The sequence below is a fragment of the Aureitalea sp. L0-47 genome (genome assembly GCF_026126405.1).
In the GTDB taxonomy this organism is placed as follows: Bacteria; Bacteroidota; Bacteroidia; order Flavobacteriales; family Flavobacteriaceae; genus Pukyongia.
In genome coordinates this window covers 599,545-621,931 of sequence record NZ_JAFMTQ010000001.1, presented here as the reverse complement: position 1 = coordinate 621,931, position 22,387 = coordinate 599,545, and the positions used below count along the sequence as shown (strand labels likewise).

The 22,387-nt window shown below is 43.8% G+C and carries 20 protein-coding genes; 7 read left to right on the top strand and 13 right to left on the bottom strand.

Translation table 11 applies throughout. The features are described 5' to 3' along the window. Positions 1-5: 5 nt before the first annotated feature. The 7 genes from gldM to J1N09_RS02705 form a co-directional block, all read right to left on the bottom strand. The gene (gene gldM / locus J1N09_RS02735) at positions 6-1,580 is read right to left on the bottom strand and encodes a gliding motility protein GldM (protein WP_265197946.1); all 1,575 of its coding nucleotides are present in this window, start codon (positions 1,578-1,580) and stop codon (positions 6-8) included. 40 nt (positions 1,581-1,620) lie between these two features. Then, on the bottom strand, positions 1,621-2,271 hold the full coding sequence (gene gldL / locus J1N09_RS02730) for a gliding motility protein GldL (RefSeq protein ID WP_265197945.1): 651 nt from the start codon (positions 2,269-2,271) through the stop codon (positions 1,621-1,623). Positions 2,272-2,331: 60 nt separating this feature from the next. After that, positions 2,332-3,705, bottom strand: a complete 1,374-nt coding sequence (gldK, locus tag J1N09_RS02725; protein ID WP_265197944.1) for a gliding motility lipoprotein GldK — start codon at positions 3,703-3,705, stop codon at positions 2,332-2,334. Positions 3,706-3,820: 115 nt separating this feature from the next. Then, positions 3,821-4,984, bottom strand: coding sequence for a formimidoylglutamase (locus tag J1N09_RS02720; protein ID WP_265197943.1), 1,164 nt, complete (start codon positions 4,982-4,984; stop codon positions 3,821-3,823). Next, the gene (topA, locus tag J1N09_RS02715) at positions 4,981-7,476 is read right to left on the bottom strand and encodes a type I DNA topoisomerase (protein ID WP_265197942.1); all 2,496 of its coding nucleotides are present in this window, start codon (positions 7,474-7,476) and stop codon (positions 4,981-4,983) included. The genes J1N09_RS02720 and topA overlap by 4 nt, the downstream gene beginning before the upstream one ends. 135 nt (positions 7,477-7,611) lie before the next feature. Further along, on the bottom strand, positions 7,612-9,186 hold the full coding sequence (locus J1N09_RS02710; protein ID WP_265197941.1) for a DUF1028 domain-containing protein: 1,575 nt from the start codon (positions 9,184-9,186) through the stop codon (positions 7,612-7,614). A gap of 73 nt (positions 9,187-9,259) precedes the next feature. Next, positions 9,260-10,033, bottom strand: a complete 774-nt coding sequence (locus tag J1N09_RS02705) for a hypothetical protein (protein WP_265197940.1) — start codon at positions 10,031-10,033, stop codon at positions 9,260-9,262. A 128-nt stretch (positions 10,034-10,161) separates the two neighbouring features. Here J1N09_RS02705 and miaB point away from each other — a divergent pair, with 128 nt between their 5' ends. From miaB to groL, 7 genes are all read left to right on the top strand, one after another. After that, positions 10,162-11,604 (top strand): tRNA (N6-isopentenyl adenosine(37)-C2)-methylthiotransferase MiaB, encoded by a 1,443-nt coding sequence (gene miaB, locus J1N09_RS02700; protein WP_265197939.1) that lies wholly within the window; start codon positions 10,162-10,164, stop codon positions 11,602-11,604. 3 nt (positions 11,605-11,607) lie between these two features. Next, entirely contained in the window at positions 11,608-12,879 is a 1,272-nt protein-coding gene (locus tag J1N09_RS02695) for a sigma-54 interaction domain-containing protein (protein WP_265197938.1), read from the top strand. 30 nt (positions 12,880-12,909) lie between these two features. Continuing rightward, positions 12,910-13,416, top strand: a complete 507-nt coding sequence (gene lptE / locus J1N09_RS02690; RefSeq protein WP_265197937.1) for an LPS assembly lipoprotein LptE — start codon at positions 12,910-12,912, stop codon at positions 13,414-13,416. A 4-nt stretch (positions 13,417-13,420) separates the two neighbouring features. Further along, positions 13,421-14,380 (top strand): hypothetical protein, encoded by a 960-nt coding sequence (locus J1N09_RS02685; RefSeq protein WP_265197936.1) that lies wholly within the window; start codon positions 13,421-13,423, stop codon positions 14,378-14,380. Next, complete coding sequence (gene secG / locus J1N09_RS02680) at positions 14,377-14,733, top strand: preprotein translocase subunit SecG (RefSeq protein WP_265197934.1); 357 nt, start codon at positions 14,377-14,379, stop codon at positions 14,731-14,733. Before J1N09_RS02685 ends, secG begins: the two co-directional genes overlap by 4 nt. A 158-nt stretch (positions 14,734-14,891) precedes the next feature. Next, positions 14,892-15,167, top strand: coding sequence for a co-chaperone GroES (gene groES, locus J1N09_RS02675; protein WP_265197932.1), 276 nt, complete (start codon positions 14,892-14,894; stop codon positions 15,165-15,167). A 44-nt stretch (positions 15,168-15,211) separates the two neighbouring features. Next, complete coding sequence (gene groL / locus J1N09_RS02670; RefSeq protein WP_265197930.1) at positions 15,212-16,843, top strand: chaperonin GroEL; 1,632 nt, start codon at positions 15,212-15,214, stop codon at positions 16,841-16,843. A 346-nt stretch (positions 16,844-17,189) separates the two neighbouring features. On the opposite strand, the gene J1N09_RS02665 is transcribed toward groL, so the two are convergent. The 6 genes from J1N09_RS02665 to J1N09_RS02640 all read right to left on the bottom strand — a co-directional run bounded on the left by J1N09_RS02665 (position 17,190) and on the right by J1N09_RS02640 (position 22,355). After that, on the bottom strand, positions 17,190-17,555 hold the full coding sequence (locus J1N09_RS02665) for a heavy-metal-associated domain-containing protein (protein ID WP_265197929.1): 366 nt from the start codon (positions 17,553-17,555) through the stop codon (positions 17,190-17,192). A gap of 1 nt (position 17,556) precedes the next feature. After that, complete coding sequence (locus J1N09_RS02660; RefSeq protein ID WP_265197928.1) at positions 17,557-19,791, bottom strand: TonB-dependent receptor; 2,235 nt, start codon at positions 19,789-19,791, stop codon at positions 17,557-17,559. Next, complete coding sequence (locus tag J1N09_RS02655; RefSeq protein ID WP_265197926.1) at positions 19,788-20,501, bottom strand: heavy-metal-associated domain-containing protein; 714 nt, start codon at positions 20,499-20,501, stop codon at positions 19,788-19,790. The genes J1N09_RS02660 and J1N09_RS02655 overlap by 4 nt, the downstream gene beginning before the upstream one ends. Before the next feature lies 1 nt (position 20,502). Next, the gene (locus J1N09_RS02650; RefSeq protein ID WP_265197925.1) at positions 20,503-21,228 is read right to left on the bottom strand and encodes an acetolactate decarboxylase; all 726 of its coding nucleotides are present in this window, start codon (positions 21,226-21,228) and stop codon (positions 20,503-20,505) included. A gap of 123 nt (positions 21,229-21,351) precedes the next feature. Continuing rightward, entirely contained in the window at positions 21,352-21,756 is a 405-nt protein-coding gene (locus J1N09_RS02645; RefSeq protein ID WP_414826837.1) for an HYC_CC_PP family protein, read from the bottom strand. Positions 21,757-21,809: 53 nt separating this feature from the next. After that, a complete protein-coding gene (locus J1N09_RS02640) occupies positions 21,810-22,355 on the bottom strand; it encodes a DUF3347 domain-containing protein (protein ID WP_265197922.1) in 546 nt (181 codons plus the stop codon). Between the last annotated feature and the right edge of the window lie 32 nt (positions 22,356-22,387).

Here is a 22,387-nt window from a genome sequence, read left to right as displayed (position 1 = left end):
TCTTCTTAGTTTGTCAACTCGATACAAACCGGAGAGATCTTCTTCAGTTTATACCCTGAGTTATTTGCAATATTTGCAGTTACGTCAAATATCTGAACGGTCTCACCTCTTTTCGCTCTTCTAAGAGCGCTCTTTGCCTGAGTGTTCATTTTTCTACCAGATACTACTACGGTTGGTTGTCCAGACACTTTGAATTTGAATCCGGTAACGTTCAGGTTAATATCGAAATCGAAATCAGGCAGAATAGCACCTACACTAGCGATCTCAAGACCCTGACGTTGCATACGAACACAACCTCCGTTTCCATCCTCACCACGGATAGTACCCGTTGGACGAGGAATATCTTTGATACGGAAGGTAGACGTTGTATTAACGGACTGGCCATCGGGCAAAGTACCTCTTGCGTTGATAGCAACCTCACGGCCACCACCAGGACGCATTACGTACTTACTTCCTGAAACTTTGGATAGACCTGTTCCGGATGCACTTACTTTATTATCTGGGATACCTGGAATGGAAACCGTCATTGGGTTTTCAACACCGCGATATACAACATTCATTTTATCTGCAGAGATAACCGCTGCATTTGGCTTAGAGATAGTAGCGAAGCCTGTTTCTACAGGAACTTCTGTCTCATCACCTTCTTCACCATAGTATAATGTACCTTCAATTTTGTGGTCACCAGGACTACCGGCTCCTACTTTAAGAATGATACGTCCACCCTGTATGGTATAGTCTTTATCTCTTTCCAGTTTACGTCCGTCAAGAGTTAGTTCTTCTCTTTTCGGAACTGTATTTGGATCCACACGTCCAAGGATGATAGAACCATCAAAGGTTTCACCCGGATAGAATGCGGTTTTCTTAACTGTCATAAACGACTCGTAGTTCTTTAGTGCCAATGCTTCGGTTTGTACACCGGATAGCATCTTACCAAGTAATTCGCTCTTCGTCGTCTTGATATCTGCCTGGATCTGTGTTAGCTTCGTTTTAGAAGCAATTAACGGGAATCCTTCAAAGTTGTAGTTGATCCAATCAATCTTCTTACCATCGCGGTTTGTCTCAGGGGCAGTTGAGAAGTTTGTCTCGATTGATTGTCTTACATCCGGATATAAAGAATCTCCAAGAATCGCAATCATTCGTTCGCGATAATTATCGATTTTATCAATGAATTCCTGACCTTCAGCTTTTAGGTTACTTCCCTGGAAGAAACGTCTGTCTAGGAAGTCAGGCTTGTCCTGAACTTCATAGTCGGTTCTGTCATCCGCAGGAATAGTTTCCATCATTTGATTCTTGAGGTCCTCAAGATAGCTGTCAAGCTCTGCAGATGCGGCGGTCACCTCATCGGCTTTAGATTTTAGAGCAGCGTATTGTTCGGGAGCATCAGTTGCCTTAGTTGCCAGGCTCTCCATAAAGGCTGAGTTTCTGGCTGTTGTAGCAACATTACTCTCCTCGATCTTCTTGTCTAGCAGTCCGAAGGCAGATAATACCTCTTTGGACATATTTAGCGCAAGCATCGCGATGAAAACCAGATACATCAGGTTAATCATCTTTTGCCGGGGGGATAGTTTTCCTTGTGCCATTTTTAAATCGGTTAAAGATTAATAATTGGTTTGGAAAACCTTAGTTTCTTCCTCCCATTGCTGTAAGCATACCACCGTACACACCGTTCAATGAAGACAGGTTTGTAGCAAGGTGCTCCATTTGAGCTTTTAGTTGCTCTGCGTTCTCAACAACTCTTTCGTTCACTTCGGCCTGACGGCTGGTAGATTCTACCTGAACTTTGTAAAGGCTGTTCAATGATTCCATTTGAGCGGCAGCAAGTGCCATTTCTTCGCTATACTTTTTAGTTGAATTCATAGCTTCGGCGGTAGGGGCCATACTCTTGGCAGCTCCTTCAAAAGAACGGATACTGTCTCCAAGGCTACTCATCAATTCAGAATCGATTTTCGCACCTTTCAGCATTTCGTCTAGTTTCTTAGAAAGTAGACCTTCAGCGTCTTGAGGCTGCTCTTTTTTATCTTTTCCTTTCATTTTTCCTCCTGCCAATTCAGGATATACAAGTGACCAATCGAGGTCGTCTTCTACCGGTTCGAAAGCTGAGATTGCGAAAATAATCGCCTCAGTGATAAGACCGATGGCTAGTAATAGTCCACCGTTAAGGGGACCTATTTCCCAGTGAAGAATTTTAAATAGCGCTCCCAAGATTACAATAGAAGCACCCAGCCCGTAGGCCATGTTAAACAGTTTTTTAGATGATTTAGACTGTGCCATAATACTATAGTTAAAGTTAAGTTAAGTTAAATGTTTTGATAGCACGGATTTAGCCCCAACTTAGCGAGCGTCTCCGAAGTTTTGGTTCAAAACTACATCAGTACCCATGTAATCCTGTACGGTTCGAAAACCGATATAGCTACGAGCTGAGTCTGCGTATTCGTAGTCACGGGTACTCACCTGAAGGAAGTATGCAACATCCTTCCAGGATCCACCGCGAACCACTTTACGCATGTTCTCGTCATCGTTAACATTAGGATTCATAGTTGAAGTGTAGTTGTAAGATGCAGGATCGTAAGAGGAAGCGACCCACTCGGAAACATTACCCGCCATATTGTACAGGTTGTAATCGTTTGGTTCGTACGCATCTGCTTCTACGGTATAAAGAGCCTGGTCCGCAGCATAATCACCACGAAGCGGCTTAAAGTTCGCAAGGAAACATCCCCTGTCGTTCTTAGCATAAGGCCCTCCCCATGGGAAAGTAGCCGATTCCAGACCACCACGTGCAGCGTATTCCCACTCAGCTTCGCCAGGAAGACGGAAGGAGTTTACGAAATTACGTCTACGTGATTTCTGGTATGAATTCTTGTAAAGAGTTCTCCAGGCGCAAAAGGCTTTTGCCTGCTTCCAGTTCACTCCTACTACAGGATAATCTCCATAAGCCTGATGCCAGAAATAATCATTGTGCATAGGCTCGTTATATGAATAGTTGAAATCTTTGATCCAAACGGTAGTATCCGGATAGATATTGATCTCTTCTTTCTTAATAAAGTCTTTTCTTCTTTGATCTTTTGCTCTTGCAGCAGCCTGAATGTCCATATATGTATACTGGAACTTCAGCTTGCTCACATCAATGGTGCGCTGTCCGTTATAAGCTTCTTCCGAAGGGATATACATAGTATCCATTACTTCTGAATAGTACTCATCCGGATATTCCGAAGTATCCCAGATAATATCTACGTCACGGTTGATCTTTCTACCTGCGTAGAAATCCTCCCCAAAGCCATAGTAGTTATCGTACATATACTGTTCGTAAGGCGTCATTTCTTCGTTCTCCTGGTCGACAAAGGCAAACTCTCCGATACCACCATCACCTGGTGTTGCACCCACCTCATCAGCCAAAATAGCTAATTTAAGGCGCACCGTGGAGTCACGTACCCATTCTACGAATTGTCTGTACTCTGAATTTGTGATTTCCGTCTCGTCCATGTAAAAGGAACGTACGGTAACGGTTTTGGTCGGGGCATCGTTAACAGCTACGAAATCGTCATCCGACTTACCCATAATGAAAGCACCACCTGGGATAAGCGTCATTCCGTAAGGTTTTTGAGGATACCATTTCTTGCCTTTCGCTCCTACAAGTTCTCCTCTGTCTCCGGAGTTACAACTGTATAGAAAGGCAATTATCGCAGCGAATGCAATTAGCTTCTTCATAGGTATTTAGGTTAAATTTTCGAGATTCAAGGGCGTAAACCTATTTATAAAATTTTAAAAAAACAACAATTTTCTTAAAAAAACCCGAGAACCCAGTTTTACTTAGTTTGTTGGATTATACCTCATTCTTTCGGCGGGCTTTATACCACCGTTCAGGAATTTCCTGGTTCGTTGCACTCAAATATTCGCCATAAGTGCAAGGTAATAACGTTCTTCTTTTTAATTTATTATTAACATTCGAAATAAATGGTAATTCTATCCACCAACGTCCGGTCTTAATGCTCTTTTTGAACACCAGCACCTCGTCGTCTATCGGGACCTTGTATGTAGTATATTCATTGTCATTGCTGAAATCTTCATCCGCAATTCGGAAATTAACTCCTTCAATGAAATACCAGATCATCTGCGCCACCAGCATTGCACCGCTTTCGGCATCTTTGTAGTCTTTCAGTTCATACACTCCGAAAGAACTCACCCGATTACTGATTCCCGCATAACGGGTTATCGCGCAAATTTCCCTTCCGTCGAAACCATTGGGGCTCTTGTTGTTCTTATAACTCAATTCGGAACTTTTTATTGCAGAAACATCCACCATCACAATATCTGCGTCACGCATAATCGGCTCCACAACGGTAATATCGGCCGTCACTTCTCCCAGTCGGTATGCATCGAAATACAATTTCTCCATCAACCCGATCTCCGCAGGAGCATTATAGTACGACTGATAACCTAAAGAACTGTAATTAAATAGATTATACGGCTTATCAACGATAACTTTACCTACATACGACTTGTTCGAGATTGGCTTTTCGGCATCACCCAGGTCGAAATTTGTGTCCACGTTCACCATATTCACCATATTCCCAAGGGTATCGTAGGCTCTGTATTGGGCATAAGCTACATCCTGGCTGCCTCCTAACACTAAAGGTATGATGTTTTTCTTCAGAAGGGCTTCCACAACTGTGCGAACGGCAAAATAGGTATCTTCTACTGTGGCGCCCTTTTCAATATCTCCAAGATCCACAATATCGTGGTTCCAGTTTCCCGGGTACAGACCGTAAAGCGCCTTCCTGAAAGCATCGAAGGAGATCTCATTGCCCATGAAATCAACATCATTCCGGTTTTCGAGTACACCCAAAATAGCAAAGCCCGCCTTTTCAATAGATGGCAGCGAGCCTTTTTCAGAATGTATTTTTATTTGCTTTCCTAAAACTCCATCGGGTAAAACTTCACGATGAGCCAAAACATGCTTAGAAATGGGAGAAAGAAATTCTATCATTTTTTCTTAGTGGTGGTTTTCTTCTTTCGCTTAGTTTTCTTGGGTGCTTTCTTTTCCAATAGATCTTTAGCCTGGTCCAGGGTGATCTTATCGGCCTTGGTAGTCTTAGGAAGCTCCACCTTGGTTTTACCTTTAATAAGGTTAAACCTTCCCCATCGGGCCTTTTCAATCCTAATACCTTCGTCCGGCCATTCGTTTACCAGCTTATCGATCTCTTTCTGCTTCTTAAGTTCTATAAGCTCTATGATATCTGCTTCGGAAAGATCATCGAAATCGTACTTCTTGTTCACGTTAATGAACATATTGTTCCATTTGATGAAAGGTCCGAATCGCCCCTTCCCTTTCTGAACGGGTAAACCTTCATACATATATATAGGTGCATCCGCCTTATTCTTCTCATCGATCATCCTTTTTGCATCATCCATGGTCACATCCAGGGGATCCATACCTTTAGGTAATGAGATGAATTTTTTTCCGAATCGAACATAAGGGCCGTAACGACCATTGTTCACTTCTATTTCTTCCCCTTCGTACACCCCAAGTGTCTTCGGAAGTTTGAACAGATCAAGGACTTCTTCAAAGGTAACAAGGTGCAGTTGCTGGTCTGGTCGAAGGCTGGCAAATTTCTTTTCCTCATCGTCGGGTCCACCAATCTGTGCCATAGGCCCATATTTACCAAGACGCACAAGTATGGTTTTACCCGTCTCCGGATCCTCACCAAGTATACGCTCTCCACTTTCGCGCTCAGCATTCTCCTGAACATCCTCAACGTTTGGATGGAATTTCTCATAGAACTCCCTCATCATCTCCGTCCACTCCTCCTTGCCATCGGCTATATCATCGAAGTCTGCCTCTACTTTTGCCGTGAAGTTATAATCCAGAATATATCCGAAATGATCCACAAGGAAATCGTTCACGATCATTCCTATGTCTGTTGGAACCAGTTTCCCCTTATCACTTCCAACGGTTTCCTTTAAGGTTTTATCTTTTATTGTTTCATTCTCCAGCGTGAGCTGTAAATACTTTCGTTCCACACCCTCTACCGTTCCTTTTTCAACATAATTCCTGCTGATAATGGTCGAGATCGTAGGTGCATAGGTAGATGGACGACCAATGCCCAACTCCTCAAGCTGCTTCACCAGTGAAGCTTCCGTAAAGCGGTAGGCAGGTCTTGTATAGCGTTGTGTAGCCGTGATGTATTGGTTCGTAAGGGGATCGCCTACCACCAGTTTCGGTAGCATTCCGTCCTGCTCCTCATCTTCCAGATCGGTTCCTTCAAGGTACACTTTCAGAAAACCGTCAAATTTTATCATTTCCCCATTCGCGGCAAATTGTTCGGAAACGGGCTTTGAAGATTGAATCCCGATCTTTACATTGGTGCGCTCCAACTGTGCATCGCTCATCTGGGATGCAATGGTTCGTTTCCAGATCAGGTCGTACAATCGCATCTGGTCGCGATCACCGTCTATGGATGGTCGGGACATATCAGTTGGCCTTATCGCTTCGTGCGCTTCCTGGGCACCTTTGGATTTACCTTTATAGTTACGCGGATTACTGTATTCACTTCCGAACGAGTGTTCAATGGCTTCCTGGGCCGCATTTCTTGCTTCCTGCGACAAGTTCACACTATCGGTACGCATGTAGGTAATGAGTCCCGCCTCATATAAGCGCTGGGCGATCGTCATTGTTTTTCCTACTGAAAAATATAATTTTCTTGAAGCTTCCTGCTGAAGTGTAGAAGTGGTAAATGGTGGTGCAGGAGATTTCTTTGCTGGTTTTTTAACCAGGTCTGCCACCGAATAAGTAGCATTGATGTTCTTCTGAAGGAATTCCCTGGCGGCTTCTTCCGTTTCGAAATTCTTCGGAAGCTTTGCTTTGAATTTACTACCATTCGAAGTGATAAACTCAGCATCGATCCTGTAAGACGCTTTTGGAACAAACGACTCGATCTCGCGCTCTCGTTCCACGATCAAACGAACCGCCACACTCTGAACACGCCCTGCCGATAATCCGCCCTTTACTTTTCTCCATAATACCGGCGATAATTCGTACCCTACCAATCTGTCCAGTATTCTTCTCGCCTGCTGAGCGTTCACCAGGTTGTAATCGATCTTACGCGGATTCTCAATTGCCTTTAAAATAGCAGATTTCGTGATCTCATGGAAAACGATCCTTTTGGTGTTCTCCTCGTTAAGATCCAGTTCTTCCGCCAAATGCCACGCAATGGCTTCTCCTTCCCGGTCCTCGTCACTTGCCAGCCAAATGATATCGGCCTTCTTCGCCAAAGCCTTTAGATCTTTTACCAGCGACTTCTTATCGGGAGAGACTATATATTTAGGTTTGAAATCCCCATCAACATCTACTCCCAACTCTTTTGAGGGGAGATCTGCGATATGACCAAAACTCGATGTTACCTTAAAATCTTTACCTAAAAATTTCTCGATGGTTTTGGCTTTCGCGGGGGACTCAACAATCACTAAATTCTTTGCCATGGGGTGCAATTTTGGTTTACAAAAGTAGGCGAATTTTTTTATTACAAAATTTCAGCCCCTTTTTTTAGCCTCCCTTTAACAGGCAATCAAGCTCAGGTAGACTGCAAAAATTTGTTTCTATAAGGCTGTTTTAAGCTACTGTTTAATAAGGCGTTTTACTACAGTTCCATTAGTGGTTTTGAGGGAGGTGAAATAGAGTCCGGAGCTTAAAAAAGACACATCCAGGGTATAGCTGCTCTCATTGATGGTTGTTTCAGAAAGAATCATTCTACCATGTACATCAAATAGCTCAACTTCTAATAAATTCATATTCTGAAGTTGAATAGCAACCAGGTCTTCTGCAGGATTTGGAACCAGTGAAACTGCATTGCGATCAACGTCCGAGATCGATAGTGGATCAAGTACCACACGAACATTATCAAAAGCTACATCGCTGCGCTCACCCAGGCCTGTAGTGCTGTCCACACGTAACTGAATGGATTCACCCAAATAGTCAACAAGATCGATAGAAGCCACATTCCAGCTGTCGCCCTGATTTCCTTCGAGTAACCAAACCGTATTCCATCCGGTTCCGTCGTTCACGCGAACAGCCAGGTTGCCAACATTGGATCCAAACATGTGATAATCGAATTCAAAATAAGCTTCTGTCAAACCTGAAAGATCAAAACACGGACTGTTAAGCACGGCTCTTTTCGTAGGGAATCCCTGGTTCGCACCGGAAGCTTCCGTATACAGATAAGTCATACCATCTGAAGCGGCTGTAGGCCCGGTATTGTTTGTAGCCGTAGTACCCGAATTCTCTGTCCAATCAAAGTCGGTATTACCGATGTGGGATAAGTCAATATCATTTTGTTCCCAAAGTCCGAGTCCGCTTTCAAAACTTTCTTCGTACGGATAGGTCGATATTGTAGTGGTGCAAGTAGTACCCGGGTTTGCCAGGTAGAAATCATAAGTATTCTGAAGCACATCTATGGGATCTTCGGCTACCATGGTTTTACTCACGTTAAGATCAACAGTAAGATGACCGTAGTTTGAATACAGGTCACTCACCTTTGCCACTCGAAGGAATGCCGACTTAGAACTGGTTTGGTTCGAGGTACAACGATTATCTGCTCCTATTCGTTTCGCTCCCTGCATGGCCGCCATTAGCTTGTTGGCAAGTGTACCGGTGGCATTCAGGAATTCGGTTTCCATATCGTCTATCACATCCTGAGAGATAAGTATATTTCCCTGGATGGCATAATTAGAACCGACCACCTGGTAGGCTACACTGGAATTATTGGTCCCTGTGAAAGCGGCCGACCTCGGCGTACCACCCGGTCCGCCTATGAGGTCTACAATTCCGTATTGCCTGTCCTGGTTGGTACCCGGAGCAGGATCGTTGGTGAATAACCAGTCTAAAATTTCCTGAGGTGAATCGCCAGCCAACATGCGATCACGGGCAGCAGCCTGGTTCACAGGATGCCAGAAAGCCTGGGTGTGTATGGCACCAATACCTAAAATGATATCACTGATCACCAGGGCGCCTTCTTCGCCGTTGAGATCGTCAATATCCAGGCAGGTAGCTCCGGCACTCCCTATCTCTCCGGTTACAGGATCAACTGCAACAATGGAGAAGGTGTGCTGGGCATGTATTGACCCTATTAAGGTTAATAGTAAGACAAAGGTTAAGACCGGTCGTACAACCGAAGGGAAGTATTCTTTTTTCATAGCATAGTATTTATCTTCGACAATCTATCGATGGCCGAAGATAAAGAGTCCAGTGCTAAATTCAAAAACAGACCTATGCTTCTATCGCCTTGGGAGTATCGAAACCAATGGTATGCTTGTAGAAATAATATATAGGTAAGTAGGTAATGCAAGCCGTAAATATTATCCCCACGAAACAGGCCAGGATACCTAACTGAGCAACATTACCGGCTATTAATGCCAAACCAAAAACATAGATCCAATGCTTATGCCCCAACTTAAAGGCCGCCTTGATAATTTCATTAACGGATAGTTTCGGATTGAAGGCGAAAATTGGAACTATCAACTGCAAGGGTACCATGACATAGAAAATAGGTAGATAACATAATAATGCTGCGGCCACGGCAATTCCGAAGGTAGCAAGCGACAGCACGAATATTTTCATAAAACCGCCATTCTTAAAGAAATCGAAGTAGCCTCCCTCCTCTTCGCCGGTTTCCATATCCACAATTCGACATACTTTATAAAAGTGTGCATTGACCCCAAGAGCGACCGACTGCATCACGAAAATGAGCACAAAGACAAGCAGTAACCAACCGATAAAGAATATCGGACTATCAAATCCGAAGGGGTACTCCGGGCCGTAATCGTAATAATATGGGTCGTAATAGCGGTCTGTAGTATATACCATGAATAAAATTGGCGTATAGACCAATATGATAAAAGGGATCACGAAGATCATGATAACCAGGGTGTGCATCGCTCCTTGCTTCCATATCTTTAAAAACAGATTATAACTAAACGTGAGCATATCCCCGAAATCCACCTTTTTCGAGTCTTCAATTTTCTGAAATATAGGATGTTCCATAGGTAAGGTTGTTTGCTATATGTCGATAAAAGTACAAAAAAGTAACCTGCCATTTTGACATAAGTTTGAATTAAATCGTATCTTTGCACGTTCATTGATCTATTAAATAGCAAGGGATCCAAACGGATATGGAAGAAAAGATAATCGACGAAAATAAGCAGGGTGAAGCCCTCATTCTGGACGCTAAGGAAGGCAATGATCGCAAATTATTCATCGAGAGCTATGGCTGTCAGATGAATTTCAGCGACAGCGAGATCGTGGCGTCCATCCTTGCAAAGCAGGGGTACAACACCACTAATATACTGGAAGAGGCCGACCTTGTGCTTGTAAACACTTGCTCCATCCGTGAGAAGGCAGAACAGACGGTTCGAAAACGCCTTGAGAAGTACAACGCCGTAAAAAAGATCAACCCCGGGATGAAGGTGGGTGTTCTTGGCTGTATGGCCGAACGCCTGAAAAGTAAATTCCTCGAAGAAGAGAAGATCGTCGATATGGTTGTAGGTCCGGACGCCTACAAAGACCTTCCGAACTTACTCCAGGAAGTGGAAGAAGGAAGAGATGCGGTGAACGTTATCCTCTCAAAAGATGAGACCTATGGCGATATTGCCCCGGTACGCCTGGGTGGAAACGGTGTTACGGCATTTGTGAGTATTACCCGCGGATGTGACAATATGTGTACCTTCTGTGTAGTACCGTTTACCCGCGGTAGAGAAAGAAGCCGTGATCCTCAAAGTATTTTGGAAGAAGTAAATGACCTTGCCGAAAAAGGATACAAGGAAATAACCCTACTCGGACAGAATGTAGATAGCTATTTATGGTATGGTGGTGGATTGAAGAAGGATTTTAAGAATGCTTCGGAAATACAAAAGGCCACAGCTACCAACTTTGCGCAACTACTCGACATGGTGGCAACGGCTCAACCCGGGATGCGAATTCGCTTCTCAACCAGTAACCCACAAGATATGACGGAAGACGTGCTTCACAGCATGGCGAAGCATAAAAATATCTGTAACTATATCCACCTGCCGGTACAGAGCGGAAGTACGCGCATCCTGAAAGAAATGAACCGACAGCACACACGCGAAGAATATATGCAGCTGATCGATAAGATCTGGGAGATCATCCCAGACTGTGCTATCTCTCAAGACCTGATCGCCGGTTTCCCAACCGAAACGGAGGAAGACCACCAGGATACTCTGTCCTTGATGGAATACGTGAAGTACGATTTCGGATTTATGTTTGTGTATTCTGAAAGGCCCGGAACGCTCGCCGAACGAAAGCTGGAAGATGATGTGCCTATGGAGGTCAAGAAGAGAAGACTTACCGATATCATCAATCTGCAGCGGAAACACAGCGCTTACAGAACGAAACAATTCCTTGGGAGAACCCTGGAAGTGTTGATCGAGAAGGAATCGAAAAAAAGTGACCAGCACTGGAGCGGACGGACCCAATATAATACAGTGGCCGTATTTCCGAAGGGCGAATACAAAGTAGGTGACCTTGTGATGGTGAAAGTTGAGGATTGTACCAGTGCTACACTAATTGGAGAAGCAGTAGGTTATTCAGAATAAATTATGGAAAGCATACAAGCAATAAAACAGCGATTTGGAATTATAGGGAACGACCCTAAGCTCAATCGTGCCATAGAAAAGGCGATCCAGGTAGCCCCTACCGATATTTCGGTGCTAGTTACCGGGGAAAGCGGTGTGGGTAAGGAAAGTATTCCAAAGATCATACACGCCCTGTCTCACCGTAAACACGGGAAATATATAGCCGTGAATTGTGGTGCGATACCGGAAGGAACCATAGACAGTGAACTCTTCGGGCACGAAAAAGGAGCATTTACCGGTGCAACCTCTACCCGATCGGGTTATTTTGAAGTAGCCGACGGCGGTACCATCTTTCTGGATGAAGTGGGTGAACTCCCCCTCCCTACCCAGGTAAGACTACTCAGAATTCTGGAAAACGGGGAATTCCTGAAAGTGGGGTCTTCAAAATCACAAAAAACCGATGTTCGTATTGTGGCAGCAACCAACATTAAGATGGTTGAGGCCATAGAAAAAGGAAAGTTCAGGGAAGATCTGTATTACCGATTGAGCACGGTAGATATTCACCTGCCACCTCTTCGGGAACGACACGAGGACATTCACCTTTTGTTCAGGAAGTTTGCTTCCGATTTCGCCCAGAAATACAAAATGCCAACAGTACGTTTACAGGACGATGCTGTAAGCCTGTTATTACAATATCGCTGGAGTGGGAACATCCGTCAGTTACGCAACGTGGCCGAGCAGATCTCCGTATTGGAACAGGAAAGAAATATCTCCTACAACACGCTTAAAGGCTATCTGCCGGACATGGGCAGCAACCTGCCGGCAGTGATCGAAAGCAAGAAGAAGGAAAGTGATTTCAGCAGTGAGCGGGAGATCCTTTACAAGATCCTTTTCGATATGAAACAGGACGTAAACGACCTCAAGAAACTCACCATGGAGCTAATGAATGCCAGCAATACCTCCCAGGTGAAGGAAGAACATTCAACGCTTATCGATAAGATCTATTCTGAAGACAAACAGGCAGAGGAAACCCTGTCTACTTTTGTTGAGGATGAACCTGAGAGTCAGGATGTGGAAGTGCTTAGTATTCCGGAAAAAGTTTCTGAAGGCAGCAAGGCAAACTACGATTTTGCAGAGGAGATCGAGGAAGAAGAAAACCTGTCGTTGCAGGATAAAGAACTGGAATTGATCAAGAAATCACTGGAGAAATACGGCGGGAAACGAAAAGATGCCGCCGACGAATTGGGAATTTCAGAACGAACACTTTACCGTAAGATCAAACAATATAATTTGTAAGTTCACGGTTAATTAATAGGACCTAAAAGAATGAATGCCACCCGCATACTTGTACTCCTTATTTCAGCCCTGATAATGCAGGGTTGCAGTGTGCAATATTCATTTACCGGGGCTGATATCGGCAGCGCCAAATCCTTCCAGGTGAATAACTTTCAGAACAACGCCCCCCTGGTAGAACCCGGTGTGGCGAGGGATTTTACAATTTTACTGCAGGATCTCATTCTGAACCAGACTAGCCTGGACCTTGTAAACAATAATGGCGACCTGGTATACGAAGGTGAGATCGTTCAGTTCTATGTAGCCCCGATAACAGCTACTTCTCAGAGTACAGCTGCAGAGAACCGGCTTACGGTTGCCGTGAACGTACGGTTCATCAATGTAAAAGAACCCGAAAAAGATTTTGAACAGCGCTTTTCATTCTATTTCGATTATACGGGGAGCACACAGTTAACCGGCTCCAGGCTGGACGACGCGCTGGCCGTTATTTTCGAAAGGATCACCCAGGATGTGTTTAATGCCTCCCTGGCTAACTGGTAATATTTTGAATACGGAAACTTATACATACCTGCTGGACAATCCACAGCAAATTGGGGATCATCATCTTCGTGAGCTGGAAGGGGTGATACAGGCATATCCGTATTTTCAGAGTGCGCGAGCGCTGCAGTTAAAAGTGTTGAAAAACAGCGAGAGTTATCGATATAACGACGCCCTTCGGAAGACAGCCGCATATACTTCCGACAGGAATATTTTGTTCGAATATATTACTTCTGAAGAGTTTGTTCAGAATGAAATTTCGAACCGCATCAAGGAGCACGACCCCAGTGTGAAGGAGATCGTGGTTCATTCTGAAAACATTTCGGAACAGGTGAGCCTTGAGATCGACCGACAGTTGAAGTCGGAACTCAAGAAAGCCGAAGCCATACTAAATCCGGACTTGTTCGAAAGAAAACTCGCTTCCGTAGAGAACCTGGTGGAAGACCCAACTGCGCCTGAAGCTGAAGAAATCGAAGCCAAACCCGAAACATCAGAAGCAGAAACGGAAGAGATCATTCCTGAAGCAGAAGAGATCATCACTGAAGTGGAAGAGGATGTACTGGAAGTAGACAAGCCTCTCGAATTCAACAAAGAGGACTCACACTCATTCAGTGAGTGGCTAAAGCTTACCAAGGCGGCTCCGATAGAAAGGAAGTACGACACGAAAAATACAAAGGAGGACAGCAAAGCGCGGAAGTTCGAACTGATCGACAAGTTCATCCAGGGCAGTCCGAAGATCGACCCAACGGTGACCAAGGGCAAGAATAAGAATCTTGCAAAACCATATACCAGGGCTTCGGAAAGCCTTATGACAGAGACACTTGCACGCGTATATGTTCAGCAAAAAAACTATAAAAAAGCCATTCAGGCTTATAACATTTTAATTTTGAAATATCCCGAAAAAAGTGGTTTCTTTGCAGACCAAATTCGCGCGATAAAAAAATTGATTAATACAGAGGACTCATGAGCACGTTTACAATATTTTTAATACTCATTATTTTCGTGGCCTTCTTACTGGTAGTGGTAATAATGGTTCAGAACCCAAAAGGAGGAGGATTATCATCTTCTTTCGGTGGTGGCGGAACACAGCAACTTGGAGGGGTTAAGAAAACCACGGACTTTTTGGACAAGAGTACATGGACACTGGCCATCATAATGATCGCCCTAATTTTACTTTCCAGTATATCAATTCTTGGAGGATCAGGTGGCACTGAAGCTGATGTTATCGATACCGAGGGAATTGAAACAACCTTACCAGATCCTGGAGCCGTTGACGGTTCAACAGACGGTGGTACAGAAGGAGAGACACCTATTGAGTAATCGAATCACATTGATATAACAATATTAAAATGTCAGCTTGTCAGAAGCTGGCATTTTTTATTTCAAATATGTCAGTTTTTACCCGTTGGCACAGTTTCTGGATAACGGAGAGAGACTACAAAATCGAATAGTAATTAACCATATAAAACACTTACAAAATGGCTTTAAAAATTCAACCACTATCAGACAGGGTTTTGGTAGAGCCACAGGAGGCCGAAACCAAGACAGCTTCCGGTATCTATATTCCCGATTCTGCTAAAGAAAAACCACAGCAAGGAAAAGTTGTGGCTGTTGGAAAAGGCAAGAAAGATCACGACATGACTGTTAAAGTTGGAGACGTGGTGCTCTATGGAAAATATTCAGGGAGTGAATTGAAATTTGACGGGAAAGACTATCTCATCATGCGCGAGGACGATATCCTGGCGATCATTTAATGAATTCTGAAATAATCAAAGAGTAAAATTCAAAAGAAAAAATTATGGCAAAAGATATAAAATTTGATGTTGAAGCGCGGGACAGTATTAAACGCGGCGTGGATGCATTGGCAAACGCAGTAAAAGTAACTTTAGGACCTAAGGGTCGTAATGTGATCATCAGTAAATCTTTCGGTGCTCCACAAGTAACAAAAGACGGTGTCACGGTGGCCAAGGAGATCGAACTGGAGGACGGATTGGAAAACATGGGAGCGCAAATGGTAAAAGAAGTTGCTTCCAAAACCAACGATCTCGCAGGTGACGGAACCACAACCGCAACCGTGTTAGCCCAGGCTATCGTAAAAGAAGGGCTTAAAAACGTTGCTGCCGGAGCCAATCCGATGGACTTAAAACGCGGCATCGATAAAGCTGTGGCTGCAATTACAGAAGATCTTGACAAGCAGTCCAGTAAAGTGGGAAGTTCTACCGACAAAATAAAGCAGGTAGCCGCGATCTCTTCGAATAACGATGAGCAGATCGGTGACCTTATTGCAAAGGCTTTCCAAAAAGTTGGAAAAGAAGGTGTGATCACTGTTGAAGAAGCCAAGGGTACAGACACTTACGTTGACGTAGTGGAAGGAATGCAGTTCGACCGAGGTTACCTTTCGCCTTACTTCGTAACAGATAGTGAGAAAATGCTCACCGATCTGGAGAACCCAATGATCCTTCTTTACGACAAGAAGATCTCTTCTATGAAGGACTTACTTCCTGTTCTTGAACCCGTTGCACAACAGGGAAAATCGCTTCTTATCATTGCTGAAGACGTAGACGGTGAAGCGCTTGCAACCTTAGTGGTTAACAAATTACGCGGTTCGCTTAAAATTGCTGCAGTAAAGGCTCCCGGATTCGGTGACCGTAGAAAAGCAATGCTGGAAGACATTGCCATTCTTACAGGGGGAACCGTAATCTCTGAGGAGAGAGGTTTCACCCTTGAAAACGCGACTGTCGAAATGCTTGGTTCTGCGGAAACTATCACCATCGACAAGGATAATACTACTATTGTGAACGGAGCCGGTAAAAAAGGTGATATCCAGGCAAGAGTAGGACAAATAAAAGCTCAGATCGATACCACAACTTCCGATTACGACCGTGAGAAGCTACAAGAGCGACTTGCAAAATTAGCTGGTGGTGTGGCGGTACTATATGTTGGTGCGGCCAGTGAGGTTGAGATGAAAGAAAAGAAAGACCGTGTGGATGATGCCCTTCACGCAACTCGAGCAGCTGTGGAAGAAGGAATTGTTGCCGGTGGCGGTGTTGCCCTCGTTCGGGCGAAGGCAGTTCTTGAGAAGATCGTAACTGATTCCATGGATGAAACTACAGGTATCCAGATCGTTGCCAGAGCCATCGAATCTCCACTCCGTACCATCGTTGAGAATGCCGGAGGTGAAGGTTCTGTTGTAGTTAACAAAGTACTTGAAGGTAAAAAACACTTTGGGTATGATGCCAAGAACGATAAATACGTGGACCTTATGAAAGAAGGGATCATCGATCCTAAGAAAGTAACCCGTGTCGCACTGGAGAACGCAGCTTCTGTGGCAGGAATGATACTTACTACGGAATGTGCGTTGGTAGATATCAAGGAAGACACTCCTCCAATGCCTCCAATGGGTGGCGGTGGAATGCCTGGAATGATGTAAGCCAAATAATATATCAAGGAAAAAGCCTTCGCATATGCGAAGGCTTTTTTTATAATATAAAACCACCCTTTAGGGGTGGCTTCTCCTCAAAATTAGGGGGATTACGAAAATCCCCTCAACAATTACTTCTTCTTAGAAGCAACTGGTGACACCTTTTTCGCTACAATCTTCTTTGCAGAAGGTTTTGCTTTAGGTTTTCCGGCAGACTTATTTATTGCCATAGATAAATAATTAAATTATAGAGTAAATGTAGTCTGAAAACACACCCGTGATACATTTCTTGGCTATAATTTAACTAAAAAAACCCTTATTCTCGTAAGGGTTTTTTTGGTTCATATTGACATTGCTAATTACCACCGTTCTTGTGTTCTTCCTGAACGGCCAGGTCTCGATATCTGCAGCATTGATGTACAGAATTGTAGGCCTCATCCGTAGCCTTGATAGCTTTGGTGTCATGACCCACATCTGCAATGTTCTGCTGAATATTTTTAAGATTGGTCTTCCGCTCATCGTAAATAAGGCTGAGATCGTGGGTTTGGATATCCCAAACGGCTGATTTCACACCCTTTGTTCGGATGGCGGCTTTCTCGATTCGCTCTTTACACATACCGCACACGCCGTCCACTTCAATGACAGCTCTGGCATTCTTATTCTGACCGTAGGTAGCGGTCGCAGCGAAAAATATTAGTGTCACAAATAATAATCGTTTCATACTATTCAATTTTAAATCGTAATCCCGAGTAATACATACTACCAAATATCGGACCATAAACCAAGGTGGTGTCGAATTCCGCGTCAAATGGGTTCTGAGCGCCTACTATAGGGTTACTTTGTTTAACATTGGTAACATTTTCGCCTCCTATGTATATCTCAAATGTAGTGGAAAATACTTTAGTAACCTGAAAATTTAACGTTCCCACCGTAGGCGAAAATTCCGGTAGTCTGTTTTCAGGACTATTGGTAGCCGTTGATGGGAATCGTTGTTCTCCAAGCCAGTTATAGGTGGTGTCGAACTTCCATTGTGCTCCATTTTCCTTACTATTTGTTTCTGCTGAAGCATTCGCGAAGATCCTGTGACCCGGCGTCAATGGCTTTTCAAGCGCACCACTTCTGTAGGTCGTCATTACGTCAAAATACTTATAAGCGAATCTAAGGTCTGCATTCTCCATAATATCGTAATTGAACTCGGCCTGAAAGTTATTTGCATAGCTTTCTCCATCCAAATTGTAAAACTGGATCTTCGTGGGGTCTTCCCAATCCACTACTACCTGGTTTTCGAAATCCGTTCTGTAGAAATCCAGAGTGATATCTGCCTTCCTTCCGAAGAGGTTAAAGCCCTGCAGATAGGATATGCCATAATTCCAGGCAATTTCAGGATCCAAACCATAGATATTACCTCCTACATTCGTGATCTCGATGGCACGAGAAGAAGCGAAGAACTTCTGGTTTTCAGTAAATATATTTGCTGAACGTTTCCCCCTACCCACCGAAAAACGCAGCGCCGATTTTTCGAAAGGCGTATACCGAACGTGTAAACGAGGGGTTGCGAACGTTCCCAGTCTATTGTGTTGATCGACTCTCAACCCAATAGTGGCGGTAAGATCGCCCAGATTATCGTAGGCATATTCAAAGAATGCCCCAACCGAGTTCTCAACTCTGTTAAAGTCGGACCCGTTCACTACCTCATCGTAGGCGTCATAGGTAAAACTTAAACCAGTTTTAAATTTATGGCGGGAATCACCTATTATAGAGTTATACAAAGCACTCGCGAACACACTGTTATGAACGATATCATAGGTGTTAAAACCGAAATAAGAGTTCTGCTCGTGATTACTATAGGCAAGTTGAACTCCTGCACTTTGGTAGGGAATATCCGGATTCACATATCCGAGCTTTCCTGAGGCTTCGAAACGACGCGTGTCGATCTCACTACCCCAGAAATTTCGTGTGAATTTATCGCGAGAGGGATCGAAATCCAATTGACCTGTTTGCTTCTCATCATCCATAAAACGAAAGTTGATGAAGCTTACAAAGCCGTTCTCGGTATCCGTATATTGCCATCGGTTCATAACGTTGATCTGCTGGGCCAGTGGGGTATCGAGGAAATTGTCGTCGTTCCTGTCGAATTTACGCTCTCTCAAGTTCCCATGAATATACAAACCAGTACTCCAGCGATCGCTCACCCTGGTATTGAGGTGAGTGTTGAGTTCCAATCGGCCCATCAGGTTGCCATAGGCATTTACGAATAGCTTATTGTCCCGGGTTGGTTTCTGAAGTTCGGCATTTATCTGGCCGGTGATACTCTCGAAACCATTGGTCACGCTACCCGCTCCTTTCGTGATCTGTATACTCTCCACCCAGGTTCCGGGGATAAAGCTCAGTCCGAAGGCCTGGGAGGCACCGCGAATAGCAGGTACATTTTCAGTAGTGATCAGGATATACGGACTGGTTAGCCCTAGCATCCGGATCTGTCTCGTACCAGAAACCGCATCGGCGAAATTAACATCAATAGACGGGTTAGTTTCAAAACTCTCAGAAAGATTACAGCAGGCTGCCTTTAGTAATTCCGCACTACTCACATTAATAATGTTCTCCGCCTTTAGATAGGAGGTAGAACTGGTCTTTCGTCTCGATTTGATTACCACCTCCTCAAGGTCGGCCTTCAATTTCAATTGATGTCGAATATATCTCTGTTCAGAAACAGTAATTGTGTCGGTCTGATATCCCACATAACTGATCACCAATTTATTATAGGCGCTGTCGTAAGGAATGGTGAACTTACCCTCGAAATCGGTAATGGTACCTATACTGCTATTCAACCAGTACACACTTGCACCTTCAAGTCCAACTACTTTCTGTTCTTCGTTGAGTTCAACTACCTCTCCTTCCACATTTTGCTGGGCCAGGTTCCACCATGGTAACAGCAATAAGATTATCAATATTCTCATAGTACCGGTGTTTTAAACAACATGATCACAGCCATTACTATCATAACTGCATTTTCTATAAACGTAGCCTCTGTCATGGGTAACTTCAAGGCGGTCCCAAGGCAGGCACATTTGATTTTCTTTTTATTGAGCAGTGTTCTCGTGACCCCAATTGTTGTGATTCCAAGGATCACTATGGTGATGATCAGCGCTATCCCAACTTCAAAACGCAGAAGAAACATAAGCCCGAGTATAATCTCGATAAATGGATAGATCCATCCGTATACAGGAACAAGTTTTGCTAACGGATCATACATCCCAAATGATGATGGGAATCCTTTTAGGTCTAGTACCTTAAAGAAACTGAAAACGACAAAGAATAGCCCCATAAAATCGAGCATCACAGCGTCCAGGCTCAAGTTTTTATAGTGCAATAGAAGTACAGATACCACAAGGTATACGAAGATCAGGAACAATGGTCGCAGTTGTTTAAGCTTGGAGGTTTCCTCCCCGGACGACATAAGATTTCCTGATTCATGTATACTGTATTTCGGTGATAATACTCTTTGTAACTCGGCCAAAGAAATAGGGTTAGCCATATTCAAAACAGCTTCTCCACTTTCCAGGTTAACGTCAATATCGGTCACTCCAGAGAGTGACTCTAGTGCCTGCGCTACCGATGCCTTGCATCCTTCGCAGGTCATTCCGGCAATCGTATATGTTCGTTTCATCCTAAAACTGTTTTGGCAGTTTAAGCGTCATATACTCCCCGAATAACATGTCGTCTATATGAGCGGCTGTTCTTTCATTCTCAGATATGAAATGCATGTGCCAGTTGGTGTCATGTGGCACGTATACCCCGGTATGATTTTTCGAATAAAAGCCCAAAATTGTTGCTTTTTCCTGAACAGTAACTCCCATCACCCCAGTTAGCCTGTGGTTTTCGTGGGAATGGGTTGTAGAACTGTTCTGATCCCAGTCTACAACATGCCAGTCGATCTTTCGCACATAGCCTTCAATTAGGAATGGGAACGGTTTAGAGTTGTCCAGACCTTCTTTAGCAGCGGTATGATATACGAAACTGTCGAATTGCTTCGTGGTTAGAATTGCCTTCGGAATAGATATTTCTTTCCATTCCGGAACCTGGGCATAGACGATCATAGCAGCTTTAGCTGAAAAGGTGGTGTCTATATCCATGATCTTTGGACTCACCTCGCTAACATAGGGCTTGGAGTTAAATATCTGGATCTCTCCTTTCAAGCCTTCTACAGCTCCAAGAGCATAGAGATTTGGGATGTCCTTAAGTTCTTCAAGGCTCATATTTGCTTCCAGATTACCACTCATGATCTCGTGCAATGCACCTGCTGATTGTACTCCGTCCACAGAAGCCGATTGCTGTTCCTGGCAACTCTGAAGAGATACTATGGTGATTGCTAGTATATATATTGTGTTTTTCATGATTTTATATTTTTCTGAATGTCAATGAAATAGTATTCACAAACATTCGCTTTTGTAAAAATTGCTGAGAACCGATGTTATACCGGTATTGACGCAGTGAAAGTACAACGCCTTTTTATAAAATCAAATCAGGAAAGTTTCGTAGAGCACATGAAGGTCCCTCTCCAGGGGAGGTGGATCGTGTTCTTTGAAATTAAAATCATGTTCTTTGGGAAGATCAACTGTCTTCAGAACAATAATTGAGACTAACGCCTCCAAAAAGACGGGTGAAAAATCAATTTCGAAGGATGATTTTTCAAAAGTATCGTCGGTTTCTACTTTAGTGTATTCATTGTCACAACAACCTGGTTCTTCCTGCCCATCATCACAGCCGGGAAGTTCCATCGCCATTCCGCAGGAAAGGTGTTTTTCACCCAGGGTAATTTCAGAAAGCATTTTGTACTCACCACAATAGTGTTGAGCATAGGCAATTCCGGTGCTACTTGCTAGCATTAAGATTGCCAAGAATATGGATAAGGCCTTCTTCATCAACAGCAAAAGTACTAGATAGCCGGCTGTATTACTTAAAAATTGAGTTAAAGTTATTCAATAATCGAATCGATCCTGCCGCAACGATACATTTTATCTCCAAAATACGGGTTGGCAATTTCCTTGCTTTCGCTCAGCCAGTAAGCACCCGTGTTCTTAAAAGCCATAGGGCAATACTGCTTGTATACTTTCCCGCTATCCAGTGCATCTTTAAGGAGCGCTTCTACCGCGTTTGTCACACCCACGAAGGCTGAACGTTGTGCTTCCACATCTTCAGCATCGACAATCTTCTGAGCGAGTTTCATCGAAATTTCATCCACACCTTTATTCGCAAAAGCCGTCATTAACTTAGAAGCTGCATCTGAGGCCAGTTTAGGATCCGTATTCACCAAAGCAGTTTTCAAACCGATGTATTCAGTGAAGATCGCTGTAAGTTTTTCATCATTAAAATTAGCATCAATACTGCCTTGTATATGCTCAAATTTGGTTTCAACGGTTTTAACCTCCGGCTCATTCGCCTCGCCTTTTTTATTTCCTTCGGAACAGGAAACTAGAGCCATAACTGTTACTAAAAGTACTGTGGATGTCGCAAATCTCATATCTATCTTATTTGAAGTGCAAATATAGGACG

Bases quoted from the DNA above. Each gene is read 5' to 3' on its own strand.
- J1N09_RS02695 (WP_265197938.1), top strand. From the start codon at position 11,608: ATGGAAAGCATACAAGCAATAAAACAGCGATTTGGAATTATAGGGAAC.
- J1N09_RS02655 (WP_265197926.1), bottom strand. From the start codon at position 20,501: ATGAAACGAACATATACGATTGCCGGAATGACCTGCGAAGGATGCAAG.
- groL (WP_265197930.1), top strand. From the start codon at position 15,212: ATGGCAAAAGATATAAAATTTGATGTTGAAGCGCGGGACAGTATTAAA.
- groES (WP_265197932.1), top strand. From the start codon at position 14,892: ATGGCTTTAAAAATTCAACCACTATCAGACAGGGTTTTGGTAGAGCCA.
- J1N09_RS02660 (WP_265197928.1), bottom strand. From the start codon at position 19,791: ATGAGAATATTGATAATCTTATTGCTGTTACCATGGTGGAACCTGGCC.
- gldL (WP_265197945.1), bottom strand. From the start codon at position 2,271: ATGGCACAGTCTAAATCATCTAAAAAACTGTTTAACATGGCCTACGGG.
- miaB (WP_265197939.1), top strand. From the start codon at position 10,162: ATGGAAGAAAAGATAATCGACGAAAATAAGCAGGGTGAAGCCCTCATT.
- J1N09_RS02645 (WP_414826837.1), bottom strand. From the start codon at position 21,756: ATGAAGAAGGCCTTATCCATATTCTTGGCAATCTTAATGCTAGCAAGT.
- J1N09_RS02640 (WP_265197922.1), bottom strand. From the start codon at position 22,355: ATGAGATTTGCGACATCCACAGTACTTTTAGTAACAGTTATGGCTCTA.
- J1N09_RS02720 (WP_265197943.1), bottom strand. From the start codon at position 4,984: ATGATAGAATTTCTTTCTCCCATTTCTAAGCATGTTTTGGCTCATCGT.
- gldM (WP_265197946.1), bottom strand. From the start codon at position 1,580: ATGGCACAAGGAAAACTATCCCCCCGGCAAAAGATGATTAACCTGATG.
- gldK (WP_265197944.1), bottom strand. From the start codon at position 3,705: ATGAAGAAGCTAATTGCATTCGCTGCGATAATTGCCTTTCTATACAGT.
- J1N09_RS02665 (WP_265197929.1), bottom strand. From the start codon at position 17,555: ATGAAACGATTATTATTTGTGACACTAATATTTTTCGCTGCGACCGCT.
- J1N09_RS02650 (WP_265197925.1), bottom strand. From the start codon at position 21,228: ATGAAAAACACAATATATATACTAGCAATCACCATAGTATCTCTTCAG.
- J1N09_RS02705 (WP_265197940.1), bottom strand. From the start codon at position 10,033: ATGGAACATCCTATATTTCAGAAAATTGAAGACTCGAAAAAGGTGGAT.
- secG (WP_265197934.1), top strand. From the start codon at position 14,377: ATGAGCACGTTTACAATATTTTTAATACTCATTATTTTCGTGGCCTTC.
- J1N09_RS02710 (WP_265197941.1), bottom strand. From the start codon at position 9,186: ATGAAAAAAGAATACTTCCCTTCGGTTGTACGACCGGTCTTAACCTTT.
- lptE (WP_265197937.1), top strand. From the start codon at position 12,910: ATGAATGCCACCCGCATACTTGTACTCCTTATTTCAGCCCTGATAATG.
- topA (WP_265197942.1), bottom strand. From the start codon at position 7,476: ATGGCAAAGAATTTAGTGATTGTTGAGTCCCCCGCGAAAGCCAAAACC.